This window comes from Paenibacillus sp. EB106-04-04-XG159, assembly GCF_058791835.1.
Genome location: NZ_JBYTDY010000022.1, coordinates 41,825 through 68,693 on the forward strand (window position 1 = coordinate 41,825; position 26,869 = coordinate 68,693).

Here is a 26,869-nt window from a genome sequence, read left to right on the forward strand (position 1 = left end):
CCAATCCCCCCTATACCCATTGCGTGCGCTTCTGCATCCAGCGCACCTGAATAACGGTCAATCCCAGCACAATGACAAACAAGATCGTCGCCGCCGCGCTGGCCACGCCCGTGTTGAAAAATTGAAACGCCTCCTGCCATATATAGAAAGCCCAGACGTTCGTCGAATTGTTGGGACCCCCGAGCGTCATAATTTGAACCGTAGCGAACACCTGCAAGGAATGAAGCAGCGTGATCGTCCAGACGAACATATGCACCGGCATAAGCATCGGGAACGTCATATGGCGGAAGGACTGCCAGCCGCTCGCGCCATCAATCGCCGCCGCTTCCTTCACCTCGTTATCCAATTGCTTCAAGCCGGAAATGTATAAGATGACGTTGTAGCCAAAGGACATCCACACCCCTACAATAGCCAGCGCGTACATTGCCAGTTGTGTGTCCTGAAGCCATGCCTTCTTACCGATTCCGAATAGGCCAAGCCATTCGTTTATCAATCCGTTCTGAGGTGAGAACATGAGCGAGAACACTAGACCCGCCACCGAGACGCTGACAACCACCGGAACAAAAAACAATACCCGGTACAAGGACCGCAGCTTGCCTGCCCGCTCAATCGCCAGCGCGTATACCAATCCGAGCGCTGCGGACAGCGGCACCGTTAACGCCATGTACTGCAGCGTATTGCCGATCACCTTCCAGAACAACGGATTGCCAAACACCTCTTTATAGTTGCTCAAGCCGACAAACTGTTTTTTATCCAGCAGCAGATCCCACTCCATAAAGCTGATATAGAGGGAGAAAAAAAACGGGAAAACAAAAAATATCGCGTAAAGCACTAACACGGGAGATAAATACAAATAGGGCTGCCATGGTATTCGTCTCATCCTACGCCTCCTCTAAGCCAAAATGAACGCAACAAAGCCCGTGACTCCCCGGATGGTTCCATCAAAGATGGAGAAGGGAATCACGGGCATTCTCTGCAATTAAGCCCATTGCTATCAGATATTCAATTGCTTGTTGACTCTACTTTAACCCGGCAATGTTAACAGAGTGTTTGCTTCATATTTATAATTAGTAAATGTTACTAGTCTGTCGGATTAAGTAGAGTTCAAACAAAATACGAATGTTTAATAAAGGTAAACGGAACAGCAGAAGAGAAATATTATCCATATTCATAACGTTTGAAAGGGGGAGTAAGAACGTGCAGGAATTGAAGGTTGTACATTTCCATGATGCAAACTCAAGGGAAACTTATTTCTCTATCCACAACGTGAAGGCGGCACATCAGTTTAGTAAGGGCAAAAACGTTAAAATCGGTATTATGGATCATAAGTTTGGGGCGGGAAATCACCCGAATTTTTATGCTGGTGTTATGGACTTCAAGGAGGATCAGGAATCCTTATTTGAGGTGGATGGGCATGGTTTTTGGATGGCATCTGTTTTGAAGGAAATCGCACCGGAGTGTGAGGTCTATGCACTAAATGCACTATTCTATGATGATGAGGCAGATGATCAGGGAGAAGCGAAAAAGGTTGATGGAATGGTGCGAGCCATTCATTGGGCCATTGAGAATCGTCTGAACATCCTGACTTATTCTTCAGCCCCTATCTCTTCCGTCAACCGGAAGCGTCTGGATGAAGCAGTAGAGAAAGCCTCCGCCCATGGAATTGCAACGACATTTATTCATTACGACCATCCTCAAAATATATGGCCTCACGGGTTGTGCGGAATCGAATCCAGATTATTTACACGTGCACCGGATCTCAACATTTTTCATTATGATTATAACACCCTGTTTCTCGACCAGTGGATTAAGTTTTCGAAGGCGAAAGAGTATCCTGAAAGTGGAAATGATATTCCCTTTTTTTCATTTTCGTCCATGTCGCCGGTAACGGCCGGTTTTGTTGCTATCCTGATGAACCTAAAAGGTGGCTTAACAGCATCAGATTATAAAAAGATTTTAATAGAGACGAGTTATCAGCATCATTTTATAGAGAAGGCGAGGTTCGAAGACATAATTTGTCCAAGAGTTGTTGATATCGGGAAAGCTGCAGCATTTTTAGCTGGATTAAACTAAATTGTCTTTTCTACAAAGTAAGCGTCCTTGTTTTTTATATTCCTAGGGTTTTGTGGACAGTTACTTATTTTTTTACTGCATCATTATGTAATCATTGTAATTTAACGTCTTTTAAATAGTATATAACTGTCATATAATAGTAGATATATTAATCTTTAAATAATATGAGAGCGTTAACAGGCAGGAGCGCCTACATCTTTTCTTCAAATACTAGCGCATAAGGACGGTAAACATGAGCGACAGACAAACCGAAACAGACGTTATCTTAATTGGTGCCGGAATCATGAGTGCGACTTTGGGGACTTTGCTGAAAGAATTAGTGCCGGACTGGAAGATTACAGTGTTTGAGAAGCTAGCAAGCGCAGGAGAGGAAAGCTCTAACGAATGGAATAATGCGGGTACAGGGCATGCTGCACTGTGCGAGCTTAACTACACAACCGAGAAACCGGACGGGTCCGTAGATATTAGTAAAGCAATAAAAGTTAATGAACAGTTTCAAGTTTCTATGCAGTTTTGGTCGTATCTTGTAAACAGCAATCTGATTCGTAACCCGCAAGATTTTATTATGCCATTGTCTCATATGAGTTTAGTAGAAGGGGAAGCAAATGTAGCGTTTTTGAAAAAACGTTATGAAGCGCTATCAAACAATCCTCTGTTTCAAGGGATGGAATATTCCGATGACCCGAAAAAGCTGATGGAATGGATTCCGCTTATTATGAAAGACCGGGTATTGAATGAACCGATCGCGGCAACTAAGATTGACTCGGGCACAGATGTAAACTTCGGTGCTCTAACGCGCATATTGTTCGACCACTTAAAGACAAAAAATGTCGGTGTTCATTACAAACATCAAGTGGATGATATTAAACGTACCAGCGATGGCTCGTGGGAATTGAAAGTACGGAATAACAGCGGTAATGTCGAACGCCATACGGCTAAATTCGTCTTTATCGGCGGCGGGGGAGGAAGTCTTCCGTTGCTCCAAAAATCGGGTATTCCTGAAGGGAAACATATTGGAGGATTCCCGATAAGCGGACTATTTATGGTGTGCAACAATCCGGAAGTTGTAGCACAGCATCATGCCAAAGTATACGGCAAGGCTAAGGTCGGTGCGCCTCCAATGTCTGTACCGCATCTTGATACAAGATTTATCGATAATAAGAAATCGCTGCTCTTCGGACCATTTGCCGGTTTCACACCAAAGTTCTTAAAAACCGGTTCCATGTTTGATTTGATAGGTTCAGTTAAACCGAATAATGTGATAACGATGTTGGCGGCAGGCGCCAAGAACCTTTCATTGACCAAATACCTGATCCAGCAAGTGATGCTATCGAAAGAAAAGCGCATGGAAGAGCTGCGAGAGTTTATCCCGAACGCCAAAAATGAGGATTGGGATCTACTAGTAGCGGGCCAACGTGTGCAAGTTATCAAAGATACTACTGCTGGCGGTAAAGGAACGCTTCAATTCGGTACGGAGGTTGTTAGTGCCGCTGATGGATCGATAGCCGCATTGCTCGGCGCTTCTCCGGGGGCTTCTACCGCCGTTTCCGTCATGCTGGAGGTAATCGAAAAATGCTTCCCGCAACATATTAAGGCATGGGAACCGAAAATAAAAGAAATGATCCCTTCTTATGGTGTGTCGCTATTGAAAAATCCAGAGCTCATCCACGAGCTTCATGCATCAATAGCGCATACGCTTGGTCTAAACAGTGAACTGCACCCCGTGCAATAAATAAATATGAGTTAAGCGGCCTTCGTCCTGAATTCCACGGGACTGAGGCCGTTTTGCTTTGCATGGAAAGTAAACTGTCGTTATAGTTTAACGATTACTAAACATCAGAAAAGGCGACAGCTGTTAGCCGTCGCCTTCAGATCAACGTTTATTTATTTTACATAGTAATGAAGTGGGTATGTGCGGTATTGGGAAGGAGCCATCTTCTCCGATGTGTAGAAGCCAGCCGGTGCCTGAAGCAGATCAGGAATACGGTTGACGACTGTCGCACAAGTAAGCTCTACCGTTGCCGGGCAAGCGATGTTAACCTCTGTCTTCGGCTCGCCTTTAATAACCCAGTCGTTGTGATCCACTTCGTCTTCGGCGTACACTTTACCGATACATTCCGTTACGATGACCGGCCCTTGATGGGTAACTGTCGTAACGACTGCGGACATGCCTGTCGCATCTCCGGCAGGAATCGTCTTGCCGAGTGTAGTGGAGTGTAGATCTTTATCATGCGTCATCGGAATCAGTTGTTGATCCATCGACTTAATCGTCCATCCGTACTGCGAACACAGCCATTCGTTGGCGTTTCTCATAAAGGATGGAAGGTCGTTGTTGCTGGCAATCTTCTCATCGAATTCCTTAAGCGTCAAGCCTGCTCCGTGAACTTCCGCAAGTGCGATGCCGTACTCTTCGACGTTGTAGCTGGACATGCCTTCAATTCTAGTAATCTGATGCGTAGCGCCTGCTAGTACCGTAATCAGATTGCCCCAGAACACATCTTGATACCCTGATCCGGTTAAGGTGCAATTGTTCTCTTTCGCGAGTCGATCCAGACGGTTAGTCAGCGCTGGAGAGGTTGTCCAAGGATAGAACGCTTCTTCACATGTGCTAATCGCGTTCACACCGTGACGAGCAGCCAATTCAAAGGCGTTATAAGTGTCCGTCAACAAGCTTGTCGTCGCAATGATACACACATGTGCGTCACATTCCTTGAATACTTGCTCGGCGTCAGAGCGAACAGGTATATTCAACTTCATGCCTAAGCCTGCTACTTCGCCTATATCTTTGCCGACGACGTTCGGATTGAGATCAATCGCCCCTACGATTTCTGCACCTTTTTCATGCAAATATCTGAGAAAAACCTGACCCATCTTACCGCAACCATATTGAATGACTCTAATTCTTTCTTTCATGTGGACAACCTCCTACATTGTTATTATTTTCACATACTATGGTACAAATAATATTGGAGCTCCTATGCCCTTATCATAAAGTCTATAGTAGCTATAGAGTCAACCCTTTTTGATCGGAATTTGAAGCTTCATAAACATATTCCGCTCGTCATGATGGAATACCGGCAGTTCCACGACTACTTCACATATGTAATCGCCAACCACCTCATAGCCGTGTTCCTTCACATAATCGAACAATTTGCCCGCATAATCCCGCTCATGAAAGAAGCTGTCGCAGTATATGCACAAGTAGTCGTGCTCAGGGATAATCTCCACACCTGTCTGCATCTCAAAGTCATGATCTACAAATAGAAACACTTCCGTCGACACAAACAGCCCCTGTTCAATCGTATCCTGCCGGATAATAGAGCCGACATTGCAGAAGTAAGCCATGGGCAGATGGTTAACGATCGCCTGGGCGCGCAGTTCCCGCAATATATATTCGTACGTTTCGAGCGTGTTTTCATAGATATTGACGCTGCTGTCGTAACAATAGATTTTGCGCGCGGGAATATGCTGCAGAACGATATGTCCGTTCCCAGGAGCGCTCATATATGTATCGTAATTGTTAATGCTGACCTGTACCGCTTTTTTCATCAAATCCAGCTCTTTCATCTTATGATCAATGAGGAACGCTTGCTGCCGCAGCATATCGGGAATGGACTCTACATTTTCGGTATCAAACCAAGTCTTAATATTGTCCAGTGACATGCCTAAATATTTCATATAGTTGATCATATCTAGTCTGGCGCATTGCTTGATACTGTAATAGCGGTAACCGGTGTCCTCATCCACATACTCAGGTTGTAACAGCCCCAGCTTGGCATAATAGCGCAGCGTCTGCACAGAGGTGTGATTCAATTCGGCCATGCGGCCGATCGATAGTTTTTCCATAACGGTTGTGCCCTCTCCATCATGTTATTGTCATAATGACCAAACAGGCTCCCACTTGTCCGGTCATTATTATTTTACAACGTTTGTCCACTATCTATAGTAATGATTTGTCCTGTCATCGCTTCTTGTTCCAAGGCCGCACAGATCAATTGCGCTATATCTTCGGGTGTTGAAATACGCTGCAACAAAAGATTTGGAGCTAATCGCTTCATTTGTTCTTCCCTTCCATCCCACCATCTTGTCGCGACGGCTCCCGGCACAACGCAGTTGACCCTGATATTTGGAGCTAGAGCACGTGCTAACGATTTAGTGAGACCATGAACTGCAGCTTTGGATACAGCGTATGGAAGTGAGGAGCCTAACCCTGTTTGTCCTGCTATGCTGCCAATATTGACGATGGCTCCTTGATTATTTTTCTTCATGAAAGGGGCAACGGCTCTCGCGCAGAAAAACATTCCTTTGACATTCACATCATAAAGCTCATCCCATACTTCCTCCGTTGCCGCATCTAAATCATCAAACGAAATATGCCGTGTAATACTGGCGTTATTTACGAGCAAATCAACAGTTCCGAACCGTTTAACAATGGTATCGACCATATCCCTTACTTCCTTGTCTTGAGAAATATCGGCTCGAACGGCTAGAGCGCGCCCACCTTCGGAATTGATGATTTGGGCTGTTTCCTCCGCATCCGCTTTGGAACGCGAGTAGTTCACTGCTACGGCTGAACCACGCTTAGCCAGTGCGAGGCATGTTGCTTTGCCGATCCCGGTGCCACCGCCAGTAACAATCACAACTTTTTCATTTAAATCCATATCAATCATCTCCTTCTGCTGTGCCACAATCTAAAAAAATTGTATATGAACCTTCTTGATTTGTATAATTGAATCAATTGAAGTCTTTGTTCAAAATTATTGAACTATGGAACTGAGGTATTAAAATGGAACTTAAAACATTAAAAACGTTTCATCTGATAGCGAACTACGGGAGCTTTATCCGTGCAGCCGAAGAAATGAATTATGCTCAATCCACAGTCACGATGCAAATTCAGAAACTTGAATCCGACTTGGGTGTTCAGTTGATTGAACGTGGGAAGAAAATTCGGTTAACAGAAGCAGGTAGAATGTTTTATGAGCAAAGTCTGCAAATCGTTAAAAGTATGGAGCAATTGCAGACGCATTTATCTGATTTACAATTGGGTGAGGCGGGAAGTATTCGTTTAGGGGTTACGGAGCCAACTGCCAGCCATCGATTACCTGATATTTTGAAAAGGTTTCTATCCCATTATCCGAACATCCGTATCTCCGTAGACATTACAAATACACCAACGCTCTGTGAACGAATTCGCCAGGGGGACCTTGATTTAGCTCTTTGCTCGGCGCCCGATCTAGGTTCTGATCTTTATTTTGAACCGTTGTTTAAGGAGGAGTTTGTGGTCTTAATGCCGGAGGACCATCCGCTTTCGGAAAAAGCGACAATTGCTCCGGATGATTTTCGTGGACATCGTCTGCTCATTACTTCAGCAGCCTGTCCGTACCGCAAAAAACTTGAGATGGTGCTGCAGGAAACAGGGAATATTTCATTAGACACGATGGAGATAGGGAGTATGACAGCTTTGAAGTATTATGTCGAAAGTGGATTAGGTATTGCTCTTGTGCCGAGGATTGTATTGAGAAAAGTCCCAGTAGGAGTTACGGTACGGAATATTAGCGGCAGTCTTATCGATATGACTTTCGGCATCCTCTGCAAAACGTCAGAATATCCATTGAAGTTGGCAAGCTCAAAGCTTTATCAATTTTTCAAGCAGGAGCTTTCAAACCGATCATCCAGGAAATAGGAGGGGCATGGCGAAAACCAAAATGCCCCTAGTTTGAAAGCGGTTCGAAAAAACCGTTGACAGAGGAACACTAGGAACTTATATTAGTTACGTAAACGTTTAACCAGTGTGGTTAATGTTGTTCTTACGTTAGTTATAAATATTTAGAAAACGTTTACGTAAGAGAGGTGGTCTGATGGCAGCTACAATTAAGGACATAGCAAGAGTTTCCGGTGTCTCAACCGCGACTGTATCGAGAGTAATGAATAATCTTGGCGGGTACAATGAGGAAACCGAGAAGAAGGTTATCGCTGTTGCCAAAGAATTAGGATATCGAAAAAACGAAAATGCTAGAAGCCTAGTGCAGAAGTCAACCAACACCATAGGCGTCATTATGCCGGATGTTGCAACATCATTTTATGGCGACATTATAAGAGGAATAGAAGATGTTGCTTATGAACATGGGTACAGCGTGATATTAACTCATGCCGGCAGCAACGGTTCCCGAATCCATGAAAGCCTGAATCTGATGGGTGAGCGGAGAGTAGATGGGCTTATTATAGTTTCCATTAGACTGCAAGAGGCCGCAATAGACTCTTTGTCATCGCTCGGCATTCCCTTCATCCTGCTCTCTACCCAAACGAATCGAGAAGATACGCCTTATATAAAAGTTGATGATTTCAGCGCGGCGTATACGGCAGTCGAGCATCTGATTGAGAACAACCATCGAGTAATTGGGATGGCAGGGGCCAATCCCGATGATCCGATATCCGGTGCTCCGAGAATTAATGGTTACACGCAAGCGCTGCGCGATCATGGTATCAAGGTAGACTTGAACCTGATTAAGCCCGGGGATTTTAGCTTTGATTCAGGAAAGCAAGCGATGCAGGCGTTTATTGAAGATCAGGCCAATATTACGGCAGTGTTCTGCGCAAGCGATGAAGCTGCATTAGGGATCATGTCGACTTGTTTTGAACATGGAATGGGGGTACCAACGGATATTTCCGTGGTCGGCTACGATAATTCCAAGGTTTCACGTATGTCTATACCTCCCCTTACGACAGTAGCACAGCCCTTGTACGACATGGGGAGAGAAGGCTGCTTGAAAGTGATTGACTCTGTTCAGCATAGAATCAAGATTGAGTCCCAAGTGATTCCGCATGAATTAGTGGTACGCAAGTCGGTACAAAAATTACTGTAAAAGGTTATTCAAAAGTCTGATTTTGAGCATGTGTGCAGAATCAGAACCTTTTTACGCACTACGTAAACGTTTACGTAGAGCTTATAGAGCTTCACCATTCAACCTGAAAGGATATGAATCTGATGAATGAAACCATGACACAAGAAAAAGAAGTAAAGTGGTGGCAGACCGCCGTTATCTATCAAATCTACCCGCGAAGTTTCCAGGATAGCGATGGAGACGGAATCGGCGACCTGAGAGGAATCATTAATCGGATTGACTACTTGAAGCTGTTAGGGATTACAGCGATCTGGCTGTCGCCAGTCTATAAATCCCCGAATGATGACAATGGTTATGACATTAGCGATTACCAAGACATTATGGATGAATTCGGCACAATGGATGATATGGAAGAATTGATAGCGAAGGCGAATGAGGCCGGCATCAAGATCATTATGGACCTTGTCGTCAATCATACTTCCGATGAGCACAAATGGTTTATAGAAGCGAAAAAGAGCAAGGATAATGAATATCGAGATTACTATATATGGCGCGATCCGGTGAACGGGGGCGTTCCGAATGGCTTGTGCTCCACATTTAGCGGCCCTGCTTGGGAATGGGATGAAGCAAGCGGCCAGTATTTCCTGCATCTATTCAGTAAGCGCCAACCAGACCTGAACTGGGAGAATCCTAAGGTTCGCCAAGAAGTCTACGACATGATGAATTTTTGGCTGGATAAAGGTGTAGGCGGCTTCCGTATGGATGTCATCGATTTGGTGGGAAAGATTCCGGATCAAGGAATTACGGGTAACGGACCGAAGCTGCATGAATATTTGCAGGAAATGAATCAACAAACATTTGGCTCCCATGATGTCCTTACTGTAGGCGAGACTTGGGGAGCGACACCGGAAATCGCGAAGCTTTATTCGGATCCGGCACGACATGAGCTGTCTATGGTGTTCCAATTTGAACATGTGTGCTTAGACCAGCAAGAAGGCAAGGATAAGTGGGATCTAAAGCCTCTGGATATAGCGGATTTAAAAAGAGTGCTGGCGAAGTGGCAAACATCGCTAGGCGATCAAGGGTGGAACAGCTTATTCTGGAATAACCATGACTTGCCGCGAATTGTGTCCCGATGGGGTAACGATAAGGAACTCCATGATAAGAGCGCGAAAATGTTCGCCGTTCTCTTGCACATGATGAAAGGTACGCCTTACATTTATCAGGGCGAAGAGATTGGCATGACCAACCGTCCTATCTTGAGCATCGACGAAGTAGAGGATATCGAATCCGTCAATATGTATCATGATCGCTTGGCTAAAGGGTACGCTCCAGAAGACATCATCGCATCGATCAATGCTAAGGGAAGAGATAACGCCCGTACGCCGATGCAATGGGACGACAGCGCCAATGCAGGCTTTACTGCCGGTACGCCTTGGCTGCACGTGAATGACAACTATACGACCATTAATGTGAAACAGAATCTCGATAATCCGGATTCGATCTTCTATACGTATCAGCGATTAATCAAGCTGCGCCATGACAACCCGATTGTCGTATGGGGCGACTTTGAACTGATCGTTAATACGCCGGAAGAGGTATTTGCTTACCACCGCATATATGAAGGAGACAAATGGCTCGTTGTTGCCAATATTTCTGAGCGGAAACATGGTTTTGCTGCAGATGAGAACGTGTCCGAGATCATTATGAGCAACTACAATCGTTCAGAGATCGATGTTAAACAGCTAACGTTAAAACCGTATGAAGTATTTGCGGTAAGGGTATAAATGTTCAAGGTCACAGCTCACACGCTCTATGTGTGAGTTTTTTTTTACTTTTAGGGGTGATTTCTTACAATAGTTTTACATTAACGTAATTTAGATGTAACTAAATCTTATTTGAGCAGGACTATAATGACATTGCAAACATTAATCAACAGCAAAAAGAGAGAAGGAATCAGCATGAATTTCAAAAAAATCCTTACAAGTACTATGATCGCATCGCTAGCACTCAGCGGAACCGCATTGGCCGCTAGTAACGACAGCTTCAAGCTGCCTTCCAATATGTACAAGCTGGAGCAAAAGCAAGTCGACGTAACCGGCGACAAGAAACCCGACGTCATCACGCTCTATGGTCAGAAGGAAAAGGCAAGCGATACATATAACGATGAGCTGCTGCTTACTATAAAAGATTCGAAGACGAAGAAAACGATCTCTGTTCCGTTGCATGACGGAGGGTATTCTCCTAAGCTAATGGTTCCGGATCTTACTAAAGATAAAGTGGCTGACATCATGGTTACGGCAGATACAGGTGGCAGCGGCGGTTATACTACCAGCCATATTTACACTCTGAAAAACAGCAAGCCTGTAGAACTTCCGCTGCCAGGAATTCAAAAAGGGAAGGAAGGTCTACAGGGGGTAGGCTTCATGAAGCTGACACCAATCGATCTGAACCATAAAAACTCTTACGCGCTGCAGGGTGTTGAGCGGGTTGGAACTACCGCTTCGGATACAACCTCTTACATTACTTCTACCTGGAAATGGAACAAGGACAAATGGGATCTGATCGGTAAAAAAGTGACAGAGCCGAAGAAAGATCAGAGCCCATCTGAGGATCAAGCGAAAAGAACGCTGTACAAAAATGCCGAAGCAAACTTCAGCCTAGAAATACCTGCTTCCTGGAATGGTCATTATACGGTACGCGATGAAAAGTCCGACAGCATGTTTCCTTCGGCTAAGCATGTAGTTCACTTTGATTACACAACGAAGGACAAGAAGGATTCCCAAACGCTAATGACAATCTCTGTGTTCGCACAGAACGATTGGAATAAGTTCTCGGAGGAAGACAAGAGTCAAATCGGAGGTATCATTGCTGAGGCAAACGGTATGGTATATGTAGTTACAGGACCTCAATCCAACCCGTTTGATTCTGCATCGGCCGATGGCAAAAAGTTTGATCAACTGTACAAGGACTTGAACCTAAATAAAGCTTTTTCGATTCTAAAGAAATAGCCTTACAACTATGAAGTCACCCCAACAACCATTGACGGCTTTCGATGCCGTCGATGGTTTTGTTTTATTGGAGTAGATTTGTCCATTCATCTAATACATCCATTGCCTGTAATCGGAGAAGCCATGTTTGCTCCATAATGTCCAACATATTACGGCTTCCTGGGCGATCAGGGAACTGAGCGGCATGCCATGCTTCCCGAGGCAATCGATACAAGGCAGAAATCAATTGGCGTTCGGTCCGGTCTAAAGGATGGAGTTCTTCGTACCCTTTTAACAGCGAATGTATGAAAACAGGATCGAAGCAAGTCGTGTTCATGAGGGCGGTTGCTACGTCAACATAGATGGATCCCGCCTTAATGCGGTCCCAATCAATGATGAAGAGTTGGCCGTTATCGGAAATAATGACGTTCTGTGAAGTAATATCACTGTGTATCAATGCGGGACGGATCATTTCCTTACCTAAGAGGTCTACAATCTCAGGGCGCATTAGTTCGGTCCAGGTCCGATCCGAAAGTTCGTGACAGGAATCTCCGAACCTTTTGTACCATCCGCGCGTCCATTTTTTCGTTCGGTTTGCTGTTGACATTCGTTTACGAAAGAGACGGTCTTGGTTCTGCCAGAAGCGGATATGATCGTGAAAGGGGCTGTTAATGGGAAGGGAAAGACTGGTTGTTGTATGCAGGGAGGCAAGGGCCCGACCAAGCTTTTCGAAATCTTCTTGATTCTCCAACTTCCTTCCATTTATCCATGTGGTTACGTAGAAGGGCCTTCCTTGGTTTACAGTCCATAGCTTTCCGGAATTGCTCGTGAGCCATGTAGGCATGTTACTGAAGCCGCTATTCATTAAGAGTTGAATATAATCTGCAGTTGTTTTCATTTGACCAATTGTACCCGCGCGGAATAGAATACTCCGAAAAAAGGGCTTCATAGCATAGGTTCCACTTTCCGTTTGTACTCGGACGATGGCGTTTTTGCGGTAAAAGGACGCGATCGAGTCTGAACTCAACGGGACCAGGCCAAAGCGGCGGACAATCTTGCGTATTCGGCTTTTGGTATAGGAATTTGCCATGGGCAACCTCGCTTCTTTCAAGATGGGAGAAAGAACAATATCGAGAGCAAAGCTATTAACTAGGTTATTCATCGATAGGGGGAGCGTGTATGGCCTAGTGCCTAGAGAATCATTAAAAACTAGCCGTTTACGAGGGTTTGTTGTGATTTTACATGGATGTTGATCTAAAATAAGTACGGATGCTGACGATTCATAAAAGAACAACATTTTTGTATTGCCTAAATTATCCCGACATGTGCTAGAATGGAAATAAAAAAGTTGGGGAGGCAATTAATGTGATAGGTCGTAGCGGAAATCCGACGCTCAACGAAAAGACATTTGAAAAGAACGGATATTACAATGACCGAGAGACGATGACGATCGGCGGAACGGTGAATAAATCGTTCATGATGCTAGCGCTTCTAGTAGGGGCGGCTGTCATATCCTGGGCTATGTTCTTCAATGGGTACGATACATCCCCATATATGATCGGAGGTGCGATTGGCGGTTTTGTGTTGGCGCTGATCATCAGCTTTAAGCCAACGGCAGCACCGTATCTGGCGCCGATCTATGCGATTGCAGAGGGTCTATTTCTAGGAGCTCTATCGGCTGCTTACGAATACGTATATTACGGTATTACCCTGCAGGCAGTCCTGCTGACCATGTGCGTATTCATGGCTATGCTGATCGTTTACAAAACGGGTCTAATCAAAGCGACTGAAGGCTTCAAGCGAGGCGTCTTCGCAGCTACGTTAGGAATTGCGCTTGTATATCTGTTGAGTTTTGTGCTTGGTTTGTTCGGTGTGACAGTGCCGTATTTGCATGACAGCACTCCGCTCGGGATCGGGATTTCGATTATCATCGTTATTATTGCTGCCCTGAATTTCGTGCTGGACTTTAACTTCATCGAAGAAGGAGCTCGGCGGGGCGCACCGAAATATATGGAGTGGTACGGCTCTTTCGGTTTGATGGTTACCCTCGTATGGCTGTACATCGAGATTATCCGTCTGCTTTCGAAGCTGGCAAGCCGGGATTAATCCCAACCCTTGCAGCATAAAGAAGGCTTTCAAGAATGTGAACTGCCCCCCAATTGTTTAGATACAACGAACAATGGGGGGCAGTTTTTTTGTGGGGATCTTCACTAAGAGAAAAATCGAAATAGCATTGCGTGAGGGGAGACGGAATGACATGAGGCTTTTCCCTTCAAACATCTCATTTCGCCATTCGTGGTGTTCCTACCAAAAAAGAATATTGGACGAGCTGGATCATCATTTAGAAAACCGTCATCTCCATCTTGTCGCCCCTCCGGGTTTCGGCAAAACCGTGCTCGGGCTGGAAGTGATGCTTCGGGTGAACGGGCCGACGTTTATTGTGGCGCCGACGCTGACGATTAAGAAGAGAATACCACGCGCTGCCGGATGTTATTGATCGGAAGAAGGAGGACGCGGAGCGGTTTGCCGCTTTATGGCAGAAACACATCGGTCCCGCTGAGCTCGTATACACTCGAACTACGGAGGGGAGAAAGGTACTGCTATCTGCGAGAACGAAAGCCATGTCGGCCCGTTTTGTCGATAAATCCGAACGGATCAGCGCATGGAGATAAGACCATCCTTGGAAGTTAGGGGCTGAATTTATGCAAGGCTATAATGTTATCATGGTCTACAACAAGAACTTAGATAAGCTGTTGATGTGCAAGAGATTAAAAGATCCGTATAAAGGATTAAGCAATCTAGTAGGCGGTAAGATTGAAGATGACGAAACAGGAATAGACAGTGCTTACAGAGAATTAGTTGAGGAAACAAGCATCACCCAAGAGGATATAACCTTGCATCATTTGATGGATTTTACATATTACGTTCAGAATTGTTATGTCGAAGTATACGTTGGGAAATTAAAACACGACGTCCTTGCTTACGGCGATGAAAATAAACTGTACTGGTCGGATTTATCGCCTGATTTCTTTGATATGTCTTTGTATGCTGGCGAAGGAAATATAGGGCATATGGTGGCGCAGGTTAATATGTGCAAGGATGCAGTTTTAAGCTAGAGAGGGGGAGAGGGACTTGGATTGGAAAAGAGAAAGCACCATGTTTGACCAAACAGCAGAGTATTATGATCGATACAGACCAAGCTATCCGCAACATATTATTGATACCTTAGTAAGCAGTGCAGATATAACCGATAAGTCGAATGTACTTGAAATAGGTCCAGGCAGCGGAAAAGCAACAGAATTACTCCTTCCATACCATTGCAATATACTGTGTGTGGAGCCTGGCTCTAATCTGATCAGAGAGGGGAGAAAGAAATTCTCTGACTATCCCTCTGTCAGGTTCGAGGAAGCACGATTTGAAGAATATGCGGTCACAGAAGCTGCATACGACGTCGTATTCTCAGCGCAAGCCTTCCATTGGGTTCCACAGCCGATCGGGTTCCAAAAATGTGCAGCTGCACTTAAGGAAGGCGGATATCTCGCGTTATTATGGAACATGTATATTACGTATGACAATGAACTAGATAATGAACTCGTAGCATTGTCGAATAAATATGGCGGCTTTGCAGACTTTCTGTCAGAGGCTGGTTGTGAACATCGAATTGCTTCCATCAGCTCACAGATCGAAGAGTCAGGCCTTTTCACCAAGCCGCAGACTCATCGCTGCTTATGGAGTCAGAGGTATTCAGTTGATGACTATTATGGATTTATGTTAACCACTAATATCTTCGTGCAAAAGTCTAAGGAAGAGAAAGAAAAAGCGTATCAAGATCTAGTGGTCTTTGCTGGCAAACACAATGGTGTTATTGAGCGGCCTTATCTATCCGTGCTGTATCTAGCACAGAAGAAGTAAGTTCATAAGTAGCAATCGATAGCTATCTACAAGGGCCAGGAGCGGACACAGGAGCCGCTATTTGCAGAAAATACCACTAATTCGCCATACTAGCGGACCGTAGAGCCGTTATTTGACCTGAATTAGCAGTTTAGTGCTAGTTTTGAAGCAAATAGCGTCATCTGAGTCCGCAAACCCTCAAAAAATACCCGAAAATCATGAAATAGCGGCCCCTGTGTCCGTTCAAGCGCGGGTCATACGGCCTTGCTGTCACCGTATGTGCTATCGGATGAAAACACCGCTGATTCAGTATCATCGACTAGGTGAGCAGTTTCTTATTGGTGTAGAAACAAAGAAGGGTTGTCCCAAAAGACATCAGAAAAATGACTTTTAGGACAACCTCTTGTCTATGTAGTTAGCGACCACCTATGGATGAGACACACCGTCCACTGCAGACGCTGGAATATAGCAGTGTTGTACTTCTACCGGTCCAGGTATAAACCCTAGATTATAGTAAACCGATTCCGCATGGTTTCCTTGCATAACGTAGAGACGAAGGATCGGGTAGTTCAGTTCCTTCAAAATGCTTAGAGCTCTCTGCAGCATTCTGGTTGCTATCCCTTTTCCAGAGTAGGCGGGTAATACGGAGATGTCATATATGGCTGGTAGATTATCCTGCATGGAGACGAGGCAAGCGCCGATCAGTTGATTGGACTCGCTGTCGTATACAAGTGTTGAAGCGCTTAGCAATTGTTCATTTGACTCCGACGGATAATCTCTTATCATAGCGGTGAAGGAATCTAATGAATCCCACTTTCTTCGTACTTGATCGATTTGGTTCGAGAAGCTTCTATAGTGGAACTCCGCCACCTCTTCTTCATTAGCAAGCAACTTCCGGTCCCCCTCGCAGGAAAATTCGGGAGGCGCAATTCTGAACTGCTCGTCCCAAGCAATATGGAACCTCTCTGTTGGTCTCTGCATCCATCGACATCTAAATTCCCCTGGCCAGAATCCGGCTCTCGCAAATAGATCGATTTGATCAGGCAATATTTCGTAGGCGGTTATACGGGTTGTCCGATCTGACCAGTGAAGAAGAGTGTTCTTCAGCAGCTTCATTACCTGAGATTGTTCGTTAAATGGCGGAATAAAAAACAACCCGAATATTAGATTTGGCGCAATGACAACCCCGCCTATCTTGTTAGGGCCTCTGTATATCCAGAATTTCTTTCGCCAATGATTCATGGTCAATCCTTGATCCTTGAAAAAGCCGTTGTACTCCATGTTGTAATAAACAGAGTAATAGATACCCCATTCTTCCGAGTTAGCGTGATGCAACGAATATTCTTGGGATAGCTCATAAACCGCAATATGGTCTGACCATTGTTCCAATTTAATCTCCCCCTCTTTGTATTCCTTATCTCCATCATACCTAAAGAAAAAAGATACAAAAGGGAAAGAACGGATAAAGCAATTTGATCCACAGGCATTTATCCTGTACATGATCGGCATAACAGAAAGTCGGATTCCATGGAACTAGGGGTGTTCGCTAGCAATCCGGACAATTTCAAGCCAGATATTCTGACCGGATTCGAATTCGACAGCACGAAGATTCAGAGCGAGCTCATGTCGAAATGGTGTATTATTTACCCCTATTCAATGGTGTTCCGGATCCGGAATCTACGTTGATGCAATTCGCGGAGAAAGCGGAAGTGCCACTCAAACGGATATTTTTAGATGCATAGTTAGTTTGCTAGAGGTTAATTACCGAGTTTAGTTATAGATGAATATTACCAATAAATTGAATGAGCAAATAGTAAAATGAAATAGGGATTGGTACTAAGAGGAGGAAGATTCATGGACAATCAGCTAGTTTCTTTATTTGAACAGTATTATAGAGAGCATCATTTCGCTGGGGCAGGCTTAATTAAGAGAAGTGATCATATCTTATTAGCGCAGGCATATGGATTGGCGCATAGGGGATTCAAGGTGCCTAATCATATGGATACGATGTTCGATACAGCGTCGATCACGAAGCTGTTTACAGCAGTAGCGATCTTACAGCTGGTTGATCAGGGGCGGATCAGTCTCGACGACCGGATAACGGATATCATCGACTTAACGGGAACCCGAATTCCTACTGATGTTACCATTACGCATTTGCTTACTCATACATCTGGTATAGCAGATGATGCGGATGAGGAACTCGGGGAGAGCTATGAAGAGCTGTTTATCAGCAAACCCAATTATTCAATCCGAAATTGTATCGATTTTATCCCGCAGTTTGCCTATAAGGAGCCGAAGTTCAAGGCGGGAACGAACGTCAGCTATAATAACTGCGCATTTGTATTGCTTGGACTTGCGATTGAAAAGGTAACCCATGAAAGCTATAGAGATTATGTCGTACATAACATATTCCGCACTTGCGGGATGCATAACACGTCATTTGCTTCAAAAGAGGAGAGTGACGCTCCGATCGCAGAAGGATATGCTGCCGTATATAACGAGAATAATGAAGTAGTATGGAAAAAGAATATTTATTCATTTCCGCCGATAGGTACTTCTGATGGAGGCGCTTTTACTACGGTTGGCGATCTTGATTTATTTATGCGCGCATTAATTAACGGGAGACTGCTGTCCCCAAGCATGACTCAGGAGATCATGAAGCCTCATGCCACATTAGAGCGGAAATATGAATGGGGGAAAGTTGTTAACGGGTATGGTTTTCATTTTACGTACAATCTTGAGGGTGATCTGATTCGGATGTATAAAGAGGGCTCAAACGCAGGCGTGGCGGCAATGATGGCTTACTATCCGGAGATTGATACGACCAGTATCATATTAGCCAATCAAAGCTGCAATGTATGGGAGCTGCACAAGAAAGCGGAACAGCTATTATTGGCTTCGTTCAGATAGCGTTAGGTGGTCAAACACAACGCGTTGGAGACGGTTAATATTGTTAGATTGGATAGTGAAAAATTTCCGCAGGTATGCTAGCCTGTATGTGGAATAAAGTGAAACAACTGGTCATGCGAATAATATGCAGGAGGTGGCGGGTCGAACCGAAGCTCTATTGTAGTAGAATCACCATCCTATCCCATGTTCGAGGAGGAATAATAATGTCCAAGCGTAGTATGTGGTATTTCTCTACCGCGTCACTTGTGTTGATTCCAGTAGCTGTGGGCATCAACTACATCGGAAAATTGTTCGCCGGCGTGCTGAAGCTGCCATTGTGGCTCGACGCCATCGGGACAGTGCTTGCGAGCATGCTGGCTGGCCCGCTCATAGGCGGTCTGTCGGGGCTTATCAACAATATCATTTACGGACTGACGATGGATCCGATCTCAATCGTCTATGCACTGACTAGCGTGTTCATTGGAGTCGTTGCTGGTGTGATGTCGTATAAAGGATGGATCTCGAGCTGGGGCAAAGCCGTCGTCGTGGGTCTTGCAGTTGGAATAACAGCAGTTATTATCTCCACACCGCTCAACATCTGGTTCTGGGGCGGACAGACGGGCAATGTGTGGGGCGATCTCTTGTATGTCTACGTCCTTAATGCGACGGATTCCATGTGGCTTGCTTCCTTCCTGGATGAGCTTGTCGTTGACCTACCAGACAAATTGCTCACGGTGCTGGCTGCTTACGGCATATATCGTGTACTGCCTAAGAATCTGATTCACATGTATAAGAATAATGACAAGATTGATTCCCTCGAATGAAAATACATTCCTGATTTATCGATGAGAAAGGATAGGATAGCATGAAGCTAATGAGCTTGTATGTCGAACGGGAGTCTATGGTGCATCACATCGATCCCATTACGAAGCTGGTTTACATCGCCACAATCATTGCGCTGCCCATCGTCTTGCCTTCTATACATACGGCCTGGATATGCATGCTTATTAGCTTCGCTATACTTGGAGCAGCCGGCGTAATCAAGCAGTCGCTGCCCATATTCGGCTTCGTCGGCTTCGTGCTGTTGACGGTCGTGATCATCCAGGGCTTCCTCTATGTAGGCAATGAGACTGTGCTGTTTCAGCTTGGCACGTGGCCGTTCTATGAGGAGGGGCTGCTGTTCGCATTGGGCATTGCTTTCCGCTCGTTGAATATCGTGGGGGCTTTCTTAGTTCTCGTCTTGACGACGAAGCCGTCTGATTTGGTTGATTCGCTGGTGCGGAAGGGGCTGTCTCCTCGGATCGGGTATGTGCTTAATTCTGTGTTTCAGATCATCCCGCAGATGATGTCTACCGTCGATACGATCATGGATGCGCAGCGATCGAGAGGCATGGAGACAGAAGGGAAGCTGATGACGCGCATAAAGGCTTTCCTTCCGCTCATTGGCCCTGTTGTTCTTAGCTCGCTTATCGATACGAAGGAGCGAACGCTGGCGCTGCAGGTGCGGGGATTCAACGTAAAGGGCGCGAAGACGTTCTTGAATGAAGAGAAGAAGTATCGACACGGATCGCTTCTGCGCTGGTTCATGCTGGCTATCCTAGTCGGAGCCGTGACATGGAGGGTGATCGCATGAGTCTCATCGAAGTGGAACATCTCAAATACCGCTACCCGATGACGGACAAGCTGGCCTTGAACGATATCTCGCTGACGGTGGAAGCGGGAGAATTCATCGGCGTCATCGGCAAGAATATGGCGGGGAAGACGACCTTCTGCCAAGCGCTTGTCGGTCTAGTACCCCACTTCTATAAGGGCGCATACGGGGGAAGCATCCGGATCGGCGGCATGGACGTCAAGGAGAACGGGGTGGATGAGACGATTCGGAAGGTCGGCATCGTCTTCCAGAATCCATTTACCCAGGTGACGGGTTCGAAGCTGACGGTGTATGAGGAGGTCGCCTTCGGCTTGGAGCATCTGGGGGTATCGCGGCAAGAGATGATCGAACGTGTTGATCATGCACTCCATCTTCTTGATATATACGCCTATAGGGATCATGCTCCATTTGATCTATCAGGCGGTCAGATGCAGCGAATGGCTATAGCGAGCGTGATCGCGATGCGTCCGCAGGTTATCGTGCTCGACGAGCCGACGTCCCAGTTGGATCCGCAAGGCTCGGAGGAAGTGTTTCGCGCGATTCAGAGCTTGAGCCGGGAAGGCATGACGGTCATCTTGGCTGAGCACAAGATGGAGAAGTTGGCCGTCTATGCCGATCGGATCGCGCTGCTCCATGAAGGAGCGCTCATCGCCTATGATACGCCTGCTCGCGTGTTCTCAGGCGAGGATCTGGCGGAATATGGCGTCGAGCCACCCGTGTATACACGGGTGTGCCGTGAACTCGGCTTCCGCATGCCGGATACAGGAGCGTACCCTGTAACGTTGGAGGAAGCGCGGATTGCACGTCTGGCGGCAGATCAAGGTGCTCAGGGTGAGGACCCGACCCCGCCAGAAGAGGAGGTTCGCCATGATTAACATACAGGACTTATGCTTTGGATACCGTGAAGGGCAGAACGTGCTGCATGGGCTGACCCTCCATCTAGATCAGCGTACGACGGCGATCATCGGCCAGAACGGTTCGGGCAAGACGACGCTCGTCAAGCTGTTGAAAGGGCTGCTCAAACCATCGAGCGGGGAGATATGGGTTTGCGGGATCCATACGAAGAGCGTTACTGTAGCGCAATTGGCGGGCAAGATCGGACTCGTCTTTCAGAATCCGAACGATCAGATCTTTAAGCGTACGGCGTTAGAGGAGGTCATGTTCGGACCTTTGAATCTGAAGATGGACGCCTCGACCGCGAAGGAGCGTGCGCTGCAGGCGCTCGAGGTCGTGGGCATGAGCCATCGTGCGGATGCTAACCCGCATGATCTGGGGTTATCGGAGAAGAAGCTGATCAGCATAGCGTCTATCATCGCTATGAATACCGATATTATTATTCTGGATGAGCCGACTATTGCGCAGGATGCTGCTGGGAAACGACGTATCGCACAGATCGTGGAGCAGCTCAAACAGGAGGGCAAGCTTGTCATCTCCATCCTGCATGACATGGACTTCGTCGCCGAACACTTCGAACGAACCATTGTGATGAACAAAGGACGAGTGCTGTTGGATGGCGAGACAAGCGAAGTGTTCTCCCATCAGGAGCTGCTGCGAGAGGCTGCGTTGGACACGCCTTATGTGACGCAGCTTGGCAAGCAGTGGGGATTGCCGGAGACGGTGCTGACCGCCGAGCAGTTGATACATTCATTTGCAGAAACTAGAAAGCATTCGCAAACCGAATGAGCTCATTGAGGCTGTAGGAGTAGCCTCGAGATCTCGGCGGCTCTTGGAGCTGAGCATAAATGGACTATAAGTACAGAGCAGGAGAGGCAGGGTCTCAGTTGCTCTGTACTTTTTATGATGGAGTCAAAATTTTCAGCAAAATAGGTTGAGGTGATACCATTGTCGAATAAGTTAATGGGTGCGGCAGCGATTATATTGGATACCGAGGGAAGGGTGCTATTAGTAAAGCATAGCTATGGAAAATGCAACTGGGAGATACCTGGTGGGAAATCTGAACAGAACGAGTCCGCACAATATACCGCACGCAGGGAAGTTGAAGAAGAGATTGGACTTCATGTTCAAGTAGGGCCATTGACAGGTGTATATTATGACCCGCAATATGATATGCATCATTTTGCCTTCATCTGTACTCTTGCAGACGAGCAAATGCCTCAGCCTACCTCGCCTGAGATACTAGAGTGCAGGTATTTCACCATAGATGACCTGCCAAGGCCGTTAAGCGACTTCACGTATCAGCGTATACAAGACGCGTTAAATCGCAGCAATCCGAATCTGTTCCATACGATCGCTCCTAGACAGTGGCTGGAATAAGGAACTTGCTATAAGATATTGAGCAGTTCTTATCAGGAGTATCATGATAAGCTGCGGGTCGCCAACGAGCTGCTCTTGGCTGAGTATCCGCAGTTGAAATCCTTATGATTAGACAACCTTGAAAGGAGTGAAGGCATTATGCCTATAACAGGTCCGGCCGTTATCCTCGTGACAGGAATAATGGCAAGTGGCAAATCAACAGTAGCTCAATTACTTGCCGAGCGCTTGGAGAGATCGGTGCATTTGCGAGGAGATATGTATCGGAGAATGATCGTCAACAACCGCAAAGAGGTACAACCCAACGCGGGTGAGGATGAATTGGAGCAATTACGGCTCCGATACCAACTGGCCGCACAATCTGCGGATACCTATGTCCAAGCTGGATTTACCGTTGTTGTTCAGGATGTTGTCGTCGGTCCGATGCTTAACGAATTCGTTGCTTTCATCCAGAGCAGGCCCTTCTATGTCGTCGTACTATGTCCGAATCCGTCAGTCGTGGCACTGAGGGAAGCGGCTCGCTCCAAAACGGGATATGGAATCTGGACAGTGGAAGGGCTAGATAGTCTGCTGCGGAATGATACACCCCGGATCGGGATGTGGCTAGACTCATCCGAACTGACACCTGAACAAACCGTTGATGAGCTGCTAGCGAGGCTGCAGGATGAGGCGCTGATAAAGTAATTTCTCAGGGCAGGTTACTTCGCAAGAAGGGCCTGCCTATTCTATGGCTAGTGAATCTAGTACAGCAACGAAAGAGGAGGAGCTCGAATGAATAACCATATCGATGTCCTGCATCAAGCCCCAGACCCAGCGGAATATGTCGCATTAAGAATAGCTGCCGGTCTAAGTCCCAAAGATCTCTCTGGCGCTAGGATCGCGATGAATAACTCTATCTTTGCCGTTACTTTAAGAAATCAAGATAAGCAGCTTATCGGAATGGGCAGAATAATAGGAGATGGCGGCTGCTTCTATCAAGTAGTAGATATTGCAGTAGATCCAGCCTATCAAGGCAATGGATTCGGTAAGATCATCATGTCGGAGATCATGGAATATCTAGAGAACAATGCGCCGAAGGATTCTTACGTTAGTTTGATTGCGGATATCCCGGCAGACCAATTATATAAGCAATACGGCTTCAACTACACGACTCCTAGATCAGTAGGGATGTACAAGAGGTACTAGTCAGCTTGCTAGCTGCAGCTATACATCAGTATGAGAGATCTGTATAATCGTGATAAAAATGAAGGGGGTTGAATATGGTCAAAGTGGCTTATTTAGGTCCCAAGGGTACATTTTCAGAAGAGGCTGCCCATCAATACTTCGCTGATCACACCGACTGGGTGATGTATGACTCTATATTGGACGTGTTAGAAGCCGTCAGTAATGAAGAAGTAGATAAATGCATTGTTCCGATTGAGAATTCGATCGCAGGCAACATTCATATGACGATAGACGGCCTCTTGTTGTACAACCTGCACATTGAAGCGGATCTGATCTTTACGGTGTCCCTTCATCTGATTGGGAGTCCGAATGCGGATATCCGTCAGATCACGACTGTAAGATCCATCATTCCAGCTGTGAATCAATGCAGAGAGTACATTAAGCGCAACCATTTTACAACAGAGTATACGGATAGCACAGCGAAGGCTGCTCAATCTATACGGGACTCGTCTACAGTGGCTGCGTTAGCGTCGAAGATGGTGGCAGAGGAATATAATTTGAAAGTGCTCGATAGTGAGATTCAAGATCATTCTGCGAACCACACGCGATTCATCGTAGTCGGCAAGACAATGCCATTAGGAACCGAACAGAAGAAGACAATGCTGTTAATAACGCCAAGCAATGAATACCCTGGTGTGTTGTCCTCCATCCTGAACGTGTTCGCTGCACTCGGAATCAACCTGACATGGATTGAATCAAGGCCGACGGGCAAGAAGCTGGGTACCTATCGGTTCTTAATGGAGACGGAAGCGGGTCAGGACGATCAGCGTATGATCAAAGCAATAACAATCTTTGAAACGTTAGGACATCAGGTTCATGTGGTGGGAAGTTACTCGACAGTTGTGCTGTAGTTATAAAAGACCGGTAATCTCACATTTGAAGGTGGAGGATTACCGGTTTTATTATTGCTATGAATGGCTCCTAAGCTTGCTAAAGCAGCCATATAAGCTATTCAGACTGCTTGTTGTTCTCTAGCTGCATACGAATTCCCTCGCGGTCGATCTGAATCCAATATTCTGCGATTCTATCCTGTTCCACACGGTAGACTGCGCTGGCGATCTGAATCACAGGTCTGCCTGTTGGAGCATATCCACCAACATCACCTACATGTGTGCCAACCTGCTTCCAACGCACGTAGACACGATCATTCTGCTCGATAAGTTCTTGTATCGTCAGACTAAACGAACCATACGCGTCAATCATTTCACGAACATGATCAGCATAGTTGGCGGGAGTCCGCTCTAAGGTTTCCTCATTTTCCGCTGTTACTTGGTGAGCCAACACGCGTTCTGTCATCAGCTCATGTGCCGCATCGGGGTATTTCCCGGAACGTACTTTATCAAAAAACAGTTGCACAACCTCTCCTGCAGTCATTCGAATCCCTCCAGACGATAATATGCAATATTCTACTATAATAGGGTGCGAGTCAGCTATATAAATATGGTAGAGCAGAAGGCGAAAACTATATACACAGCATAATGAATAACATCAATAAGTACTATCAAGCAGCGAGAATTGAACGACTGAAGGTTATGAATGTCCTGCTTAGACGAGTGCGGAGGGGACCATGAACGTTTAGTTGCTTTATCTTGACAAAGTAAATTAACATGAGTTAACATATTTGAAGAGGTAAAATATAGCATTTAAAGGTCGGGTAAGCATGAAGCATTCAGATATATCCCTAAGGGAGCTAAATAAGGCGAGAACGAAAGTGGCATTATATGAAGCCTGTCTGTCCTTAATCGAGGATAAGATGTTTCGAGAGGTGATGCTTGATGATATATGTCGTGAAGCAGAAGTATCGCGGGTGACGTTCTTTAAGCTGTTTCAGAAGAAGGAGGATTTGCTCGTCTATTTTATGCGGATCTGGCTAACGGAGCGTATGATCGAGATCAAGGTAGAGGAGAAGCGAGGCTTCGTGGCTGTTCGCCACCTCATGAATAAAGTAGCGGAGCGGGCGAAGGAAGCAGAGGGATTAATGCCAAGCCTCATATCATTTCTAGCGGAAATGAAGATGCATCCCTGCATGCCAGAGCTTAGTAAAGCAGAGGTGCGACTGCTGTTCCCTGATCATGAGGAATTTGGCGCACAAAGTCCGAACATGTTCGAACTGTTCACACGATGTATGGAGGAAGCGCGCTCGCAAGGCAATCTCAGAACAGACGTCACAGTGGAAATGGCCGTGCAGGTATTATTCACTGTATTTTATGGGGCATTTTTAACGGCGCATCTGTATGCTTCTTCGGATATTAATGCCTTCTACGAGTCTCATCTTCAATTGCTTGAGAATCAACTGAAATGATAAAGGAGCGATACAGTTCATGAGCAGCGTAATCCCAGGGCGATACACAGCCCATATGGATGGATCTTTCGTGGTATTTATAATCGGTATGCGAATCAACAAGCTGTGGGCCGTACATCGATGGCTCCCGGTATTCATGGCTATGAATCCTATGATGCAAGAGCTGTATCGCAATCGTGATCTAGGTTTCCTGGATGCTAGCTTTCATTTCTCGTGGCGCGGAGTGTCGGTCGTTCAATACTGGAGGTCATTCGAGCATTTGGAGCAGTACGCTAGGCAAGGGGCAGTCCATTTGGAGGCTTGGCGCAGCTTCAACCAGAAGGTTGGGACGAGCGGGACTGTCGGCATCTATCATGAAACGTATCTTGTCCCCGAGGGACAGTATGAATGTCTGTATAACAATATGCCTGTATATGGTCTTGCGAAGGCAGGGAGCCATGTTCAGGCAGTCGGTAAGCGTGAGACAGCGGGCAGAAGGCTGGGCCGAGACAGCGATCCCGCTGTTCCAACGCCAGCAACGCCGGAAGCAAAGTACCTCGATTGATGAAGGGCTGCTGTTGGCAGCCCTTATGTACATACTTCTCCTTGATGAAAATGTTGTACAATATGCAACAATACCTCGAGGAGCGACTGTTGTAAGGGCGAAATGTTGTACAAAGCGGCTAAGCCCCTTTAATCTGGAGTCCTACCCTACAGTAATTACTCGTGCATTGAATAGCTCGTTATTTCGAGT

At 46.1% G+C, this 26,869-nt stretch carries 28 protein-coding genes; 21 read left to right on the forward strand and 7 right to left on the reverse strand.

Annotated elements, in window-relative coordinates; genetic code table 11:
* Positions 1–10: 10 nt before the first annotated feature.
* Positions 11–880 (reverse strand): carbohydrate ABC transporter permease, encoded by an 870-nt coding sequence (locus tag AC3WTP_RS20640; RefSeq protein WP_492396523.1) that lies wholly within the window; start codon positions 878–880, stop codon positions 11–13.
* Positions 881–1,197: 317 nt separating this feature from the next.
* Between AC3WTP_RS20640 and AC3WTP_RS20645 the strand changes: the two genes are divergently transcribed.
* Complete coding sequence (locus tag AC3WTP_RS20645; protein ID WP_492396524.1) at positions 1,198–2,073, forward strand: S8/S53 family peptidase; 876 nt, start codon at positions 1,198–1,200, stop codon at positions 2,071–2,073.
* Positions 2,074–2,305: 232 nt separating this feature from the next.
* The gene (locus AC3WTP_RS20650) at positions 2,306–3,805 is read left to right on the forward strand and encodes a malate:quinone oxidoreductase (protein WP_492396525.1); all 1,500 of its coding nucleotides are present in this window, start codon (positions 2,306–2,308) and stop codon (positions 3,803–3,805) included.
* Positions 3,806–3,957: 152 nt separating this feature from the next.
* Here the strand turns inward: AC3WTP_RS20650 and AC3WTP_RS20655 are convergent, their stop codons facing one another.
* The 3 genes from AC3WTP_RS20655 to AC3WTP_RS20665 all read right to left on the reverse strand — a co-directional run bounded on the left by AC3WTP_RS20655 (position 3,958) and on the right by AC3WTP_RS20665 (position 6,734).
* On the reverse strand, positions 3,958–4,986 hold the full coding sequence (locus tag AC3WTP_RS20655; RefSeq protein WP_492396526.1) for an NAD(P)H-dependent amine dehydrogenase family protein: 1,029 nt from the start codon (positions 4,984–4,986) through the stop codon (positions 3,958–3,960).
* Positions 4,987–5,085: 99 nt separating this feature from the next.
* Positions 5,086–5,919 carry a MerR family transcriptional regulator gene (locus tag AC3WTP_RS20660; RefSeq protein ID WP_492396527.1) on the reverse strand — a complete coding sequence of 278 codons (834 nt, stop codon included), beginning with the start codon at positions 5,917–5,919 and terminating at the stop codon, positions 5,086–5,088.
* A gap of 74 nt (positions 5,920–5,993) precedes the next feature.
* Complete coding sequence (locus AC3WTP_RS20665) at positions 5,994–6,734, reverse strand: SDR family NAD(P)-dependent oxidoreductase (protein WP_492396528.1); 741 nt, start codon at positions 6,732–6,734, stop codon at positions 5,994–5,996.
* Positions 6,735–6,859: 125 nt separating this feature from the next.
* On the opposite strand from AC3WTP_RS20665, the gene AC3WTP_RS20670 reads away from it, so the two are divergent.
* The 4 genes from AC3WTP_RS20670 to AC3WTP_RS20685 all read left to right on the forward strand — a co-directional run bounded on the left by AC3WTP_RS20670 (position 6,860) and on the right by AC3WTP_RS20685 (position 11,926).
* Entirely contained in the window at positions 6,860–7,756 is an 897-nt protein-coding gene (locus AC3WTP_RS20670; protein WP_492396529.1) for a LysR family transcriptional regulator, read from the forward strand.
* A gap of 175 nt (positions 7,757–7,931) precedes the next feature.
* Complete coding sequence (locus AC3WTP_RS20675; protein ID WP_492396530.1) at positions 7,932–8,936, forward strand: LacI family DNA-binding transcriptional regulator; 1,005 nt, start codon at positions 7,932–7,934, stop codon at positions 8,934–8,936.
* Between the two features lie 122 nt (positions 8,937–9,058).
* The gene (locus tag AC3WTP_RS20680; protein WP_492396531.1) at positions 9,059–10,702 is read left to right on the forward strand and encodes a glycoside hydrolase family 13 protein; all 1,644 of its coding nucleotides are present in this window, start codon (positions 9,059–9,061) and stop codon (positions 10,700–10,702) included.
* Between the two features lie 174 nt (positions 10,703–10,876).
* On the forward strand, positions 10,877–11,926 hold the full coding sequence (locus AC3WTP_RS20685; protein ID WP_492396532.1) for a YybI family spore inner coat protein: 1,050 nt from the start codon (positions 10,877–10,879) through the stop codon (positions 11,924–11,926).
* Positions 11,927–11,990: 64 nt separating this feature from the next.
* Here AC3WTP_RS20685 and AC3WTP_RS20690 read toward each other — a convergent pair whose 3' ends face one another.
* Positions 11,991–12,995: a phosphotransferase gene (locus AC3WTP_RS20690; protein ID WP_492396533.1), complete on the reverse strand. Its 1,005-nt coding sequence runs from the start codon at positions 12,993–12,995 to the stop codon at positions 11,991–11,993.
* Between the two features lie 275 nt (positions 12,996–13,270).
* Between AC3WTP_RS20690 and AC3WTP_RS20695 the strand changes: the two genes are divergently transcribed.
* The 4 genes from AC3WTP_RS20695 (at position 13,271) to AC3WTP_RS20710 (ending at position 15,817) form a co-directional block, all read left to right on the forward strand.
* On the forward strand, positions 13,271–14,011 hold the full coding sequence (locus AC3WTP_RS20695; protein ID WP_492396534.1) for a Bax inhibitor-1/YccA family protein: 741 nt from the start codon (positions 13,271–13,273) through the stop codon (positions 14,009–14,011).
* 91 nt (positions 14,012–14,102) lie between these two features.
* A complete protein-coding gene (locus AC3WTP_RS20700; RefSeq protein ID WP_492396535.1) occupies positions 14,103–14,402 on the forward strand; it encodes a DEAD/DEAH box helicase family protein in 300 nt (99 codons plus the stop codon).
* 205 nt (positions 14,403–14,607) lie between these two features.
* The gene (locus AC3WTP_RS20705) at positions 14,608–15,021 is read left to right on the forward strand and encodes an NUDIX hydrolase (RefSeq protein WP_492396536.1); all 414 of its coding nucleotides are present in this window, start codon (positions 14,608–14,610) and stop codon (positions 15,019–15,021) included.
* A 16-nt stretch (positions 15,022–15,037) separates the two neighbouring features.
* The gene (locus tag AC3WTP_RS20710; protein WP_492396537.1) at positions 15,038–15,817 is read left to right on the forward strand and encodes a class I SAM-dependent methyltransferase; all 780 of its coding nucleotides are present in this window, start codon (positions 15,038–15,040) and stop codon (positions 15,815–15,817) included.
* 405 nt (positions 15,818–16,222) lie between these two features.
* Here the strand turns inward: AC3WTP_RS20710 and AC3WTP_RS20715 are convergent, their stop codons facing one another.
* On the reverse strand, positions 16,223–17,185 hold the full coding sequence (locus AC3WTP_RS20715) for a GNAT family N-acetyltransferase (protein ID WP_492396538.1): 963 nt from the start codon (positions 17,183–17,185) through the stop codon (positions 16,223–16,225).
* Between the two features lie 465 nt (positions 17,186–17,650).
* Between AC3WTP_RS20715 and AC3WTP_RS20720 the strand changes: the two genes are divergently transcribed.
* The 9 genes from AC3WTP_RS20720 (at position 17,651) to pheA (ending at position 24,685) form a co-directional block, all read left to right on the forward strand.
* Positions 17,651–18,709 (forward strand): serine hydrolase domain-containing protein, encoded by a 1,059-nt coding sequence (locus AC3WTP_RS20720; protein WP_492396539.1) that lies wholly within the window; start codon positions 17,651–17,653, stop codon positions 18,707–18,709.
* A gap of 203 nt (positions 18,710–18,912) precedes the next feature.
* A complete protein-coding gene (locus AC3WTP_RS20725; protein ID WP_492396540.1) occupies positions 18,913–19,512 on the forward strand; it encodes an ECF transporter S component in 600 nt (199 codons plus the stop codon).
* Positions 19,513–19,553: 41 nt separating this feature from the next.
* Positions 19,554–20,321, forward strand: a complete 768-nt coding sequence (locus AC3WTP_RS20730; RefSeq protein ID WP_492396541.1) for an energy-coupling factor transporter transmembrane component T family protein — start codon at positions 19,554–19,556, stop codon at positions 20,319–20,321.
* Entirely contained in the window at positions 20,318–21,214 is an 897-nt protein-coding gene (locus AC3WTP_RS20735) for an energy-coupling factor ABC transporter ATP-binding protein (protein WP_492396542.1), read from the forward strand. Before AC3WTP_RS20730 ends, AC3WTP_RS20735 begins: the two co-directional genes overlap by 4 nt.
* Positions 21,207–22,022 (forward strand): energy-coupling factor ABC transporter ATP-binding protein, encoded by an 816-nt coding sequence (locus tag AC3WTP_RS20740; RefSeq protein ID WP_492396543.1) that lies wholly within the window; start codon positions 21,207–21,209, stop codon positions 22,020–22,022. Before AC3WTP_RS20735 ends, AC3WTP_RS20740 begins: the two co-directional genes overlap by 8 nt.
* 159 nt (positions 22,023–22,181) lie before the next feature.
* Entirely contained in the window at positions 22,182–22,613 is a 432-nt protein-coding gene (locus tag AC3WTP_RS20745; protein ID WP_492396544.1) for an NUDIX hydrolase, read from the forward strand.
* Between the two features lie 138 nt (positions 22,614–22,751).
* Positions 22,752–23,294 carry an AAA family ATPase gene (locus AC3WTP_RS20750; protein WP_492396545.1) on the forward strand — a complete coding sequence of 181 codons (543 nt, stop codon included), beginning with the start codon at positions 22,752–22,754 and terminating at the stop codon, positions 23,292–23,294.
* Positions 23,295–23,381: 87 nt separating this feature from the next.
* Positions 23,382–23,795: a GNAT family N-acetyltransferase gene (locus AC3WTP_RS20755; protein ID WP_492396546.1), complete on the forward strand. Its 414-nt coding sequence runs from the start codon at positions 23,382–23,384 to the stop codon at positions 23,793–23,795.
* Positions 23,796–23,869: 74 nt separating this feature from the next.
* Entirely contained in the window at positions 23,870–24,685 is an 816-nt protein-coding gene (gene pheA / locus AC3WTP_RS20760; RefSeq protein ID WP_492396547.1) for a prephenate dehydratase, read from the forward strand.
* Between the two features lie 97 nt (positions 24,686–24,782).
* Here the strand turns inward: pheA and AC3WTP_RS20765 are convergent, their stop codons facing one another.
* Positions 24,783–25,208, reverse strand: a complete 426-nt coding sequence (locus AC3WTP_RS20765) for an ester cyclase (RefSeq protein ID WP_492396548.1) — start codon at positions 25,206–25,208, stop codon at positions 24,783–24,785.
* A 286-nt stretch (positions 25,209–25,494) separates the two neighbouring features.
* Here AC3WTP_RS20765 and AC3WTP_RS20770 point away from each other — a divergent pair, with 286 nt between their 5' ends.
* Together AC3WTP_RS20770 and AC3WTP_RS20775 are read left to right on the forward strand one after the other, a co-directional pair.
* Entirely contained in the window at positions 25,495–26,136 is a 642-nt protein-coding gene (locus AC3WTP_RS20770; protein WP_492396549.1) for a TetR/AcrR family transcriptional regulator, read from the forward strand.
* A 19-nt stretch (positions 26,137–26,155) separates the two neighbouring features.
* Positions 26,156–26,680 (forward strand): DUF4188 domain-containing protein, encoded by a 525-nt coding sequence (locus tag AC3WTP_RS20775; protein ID WP_492396550.1) that lies wholly within the window; start codon positions 26,156–26,158, stop codon positions 26,678–26,680.
* Positions 26,681–26,869: the final 189 nt, after the last annotated feature.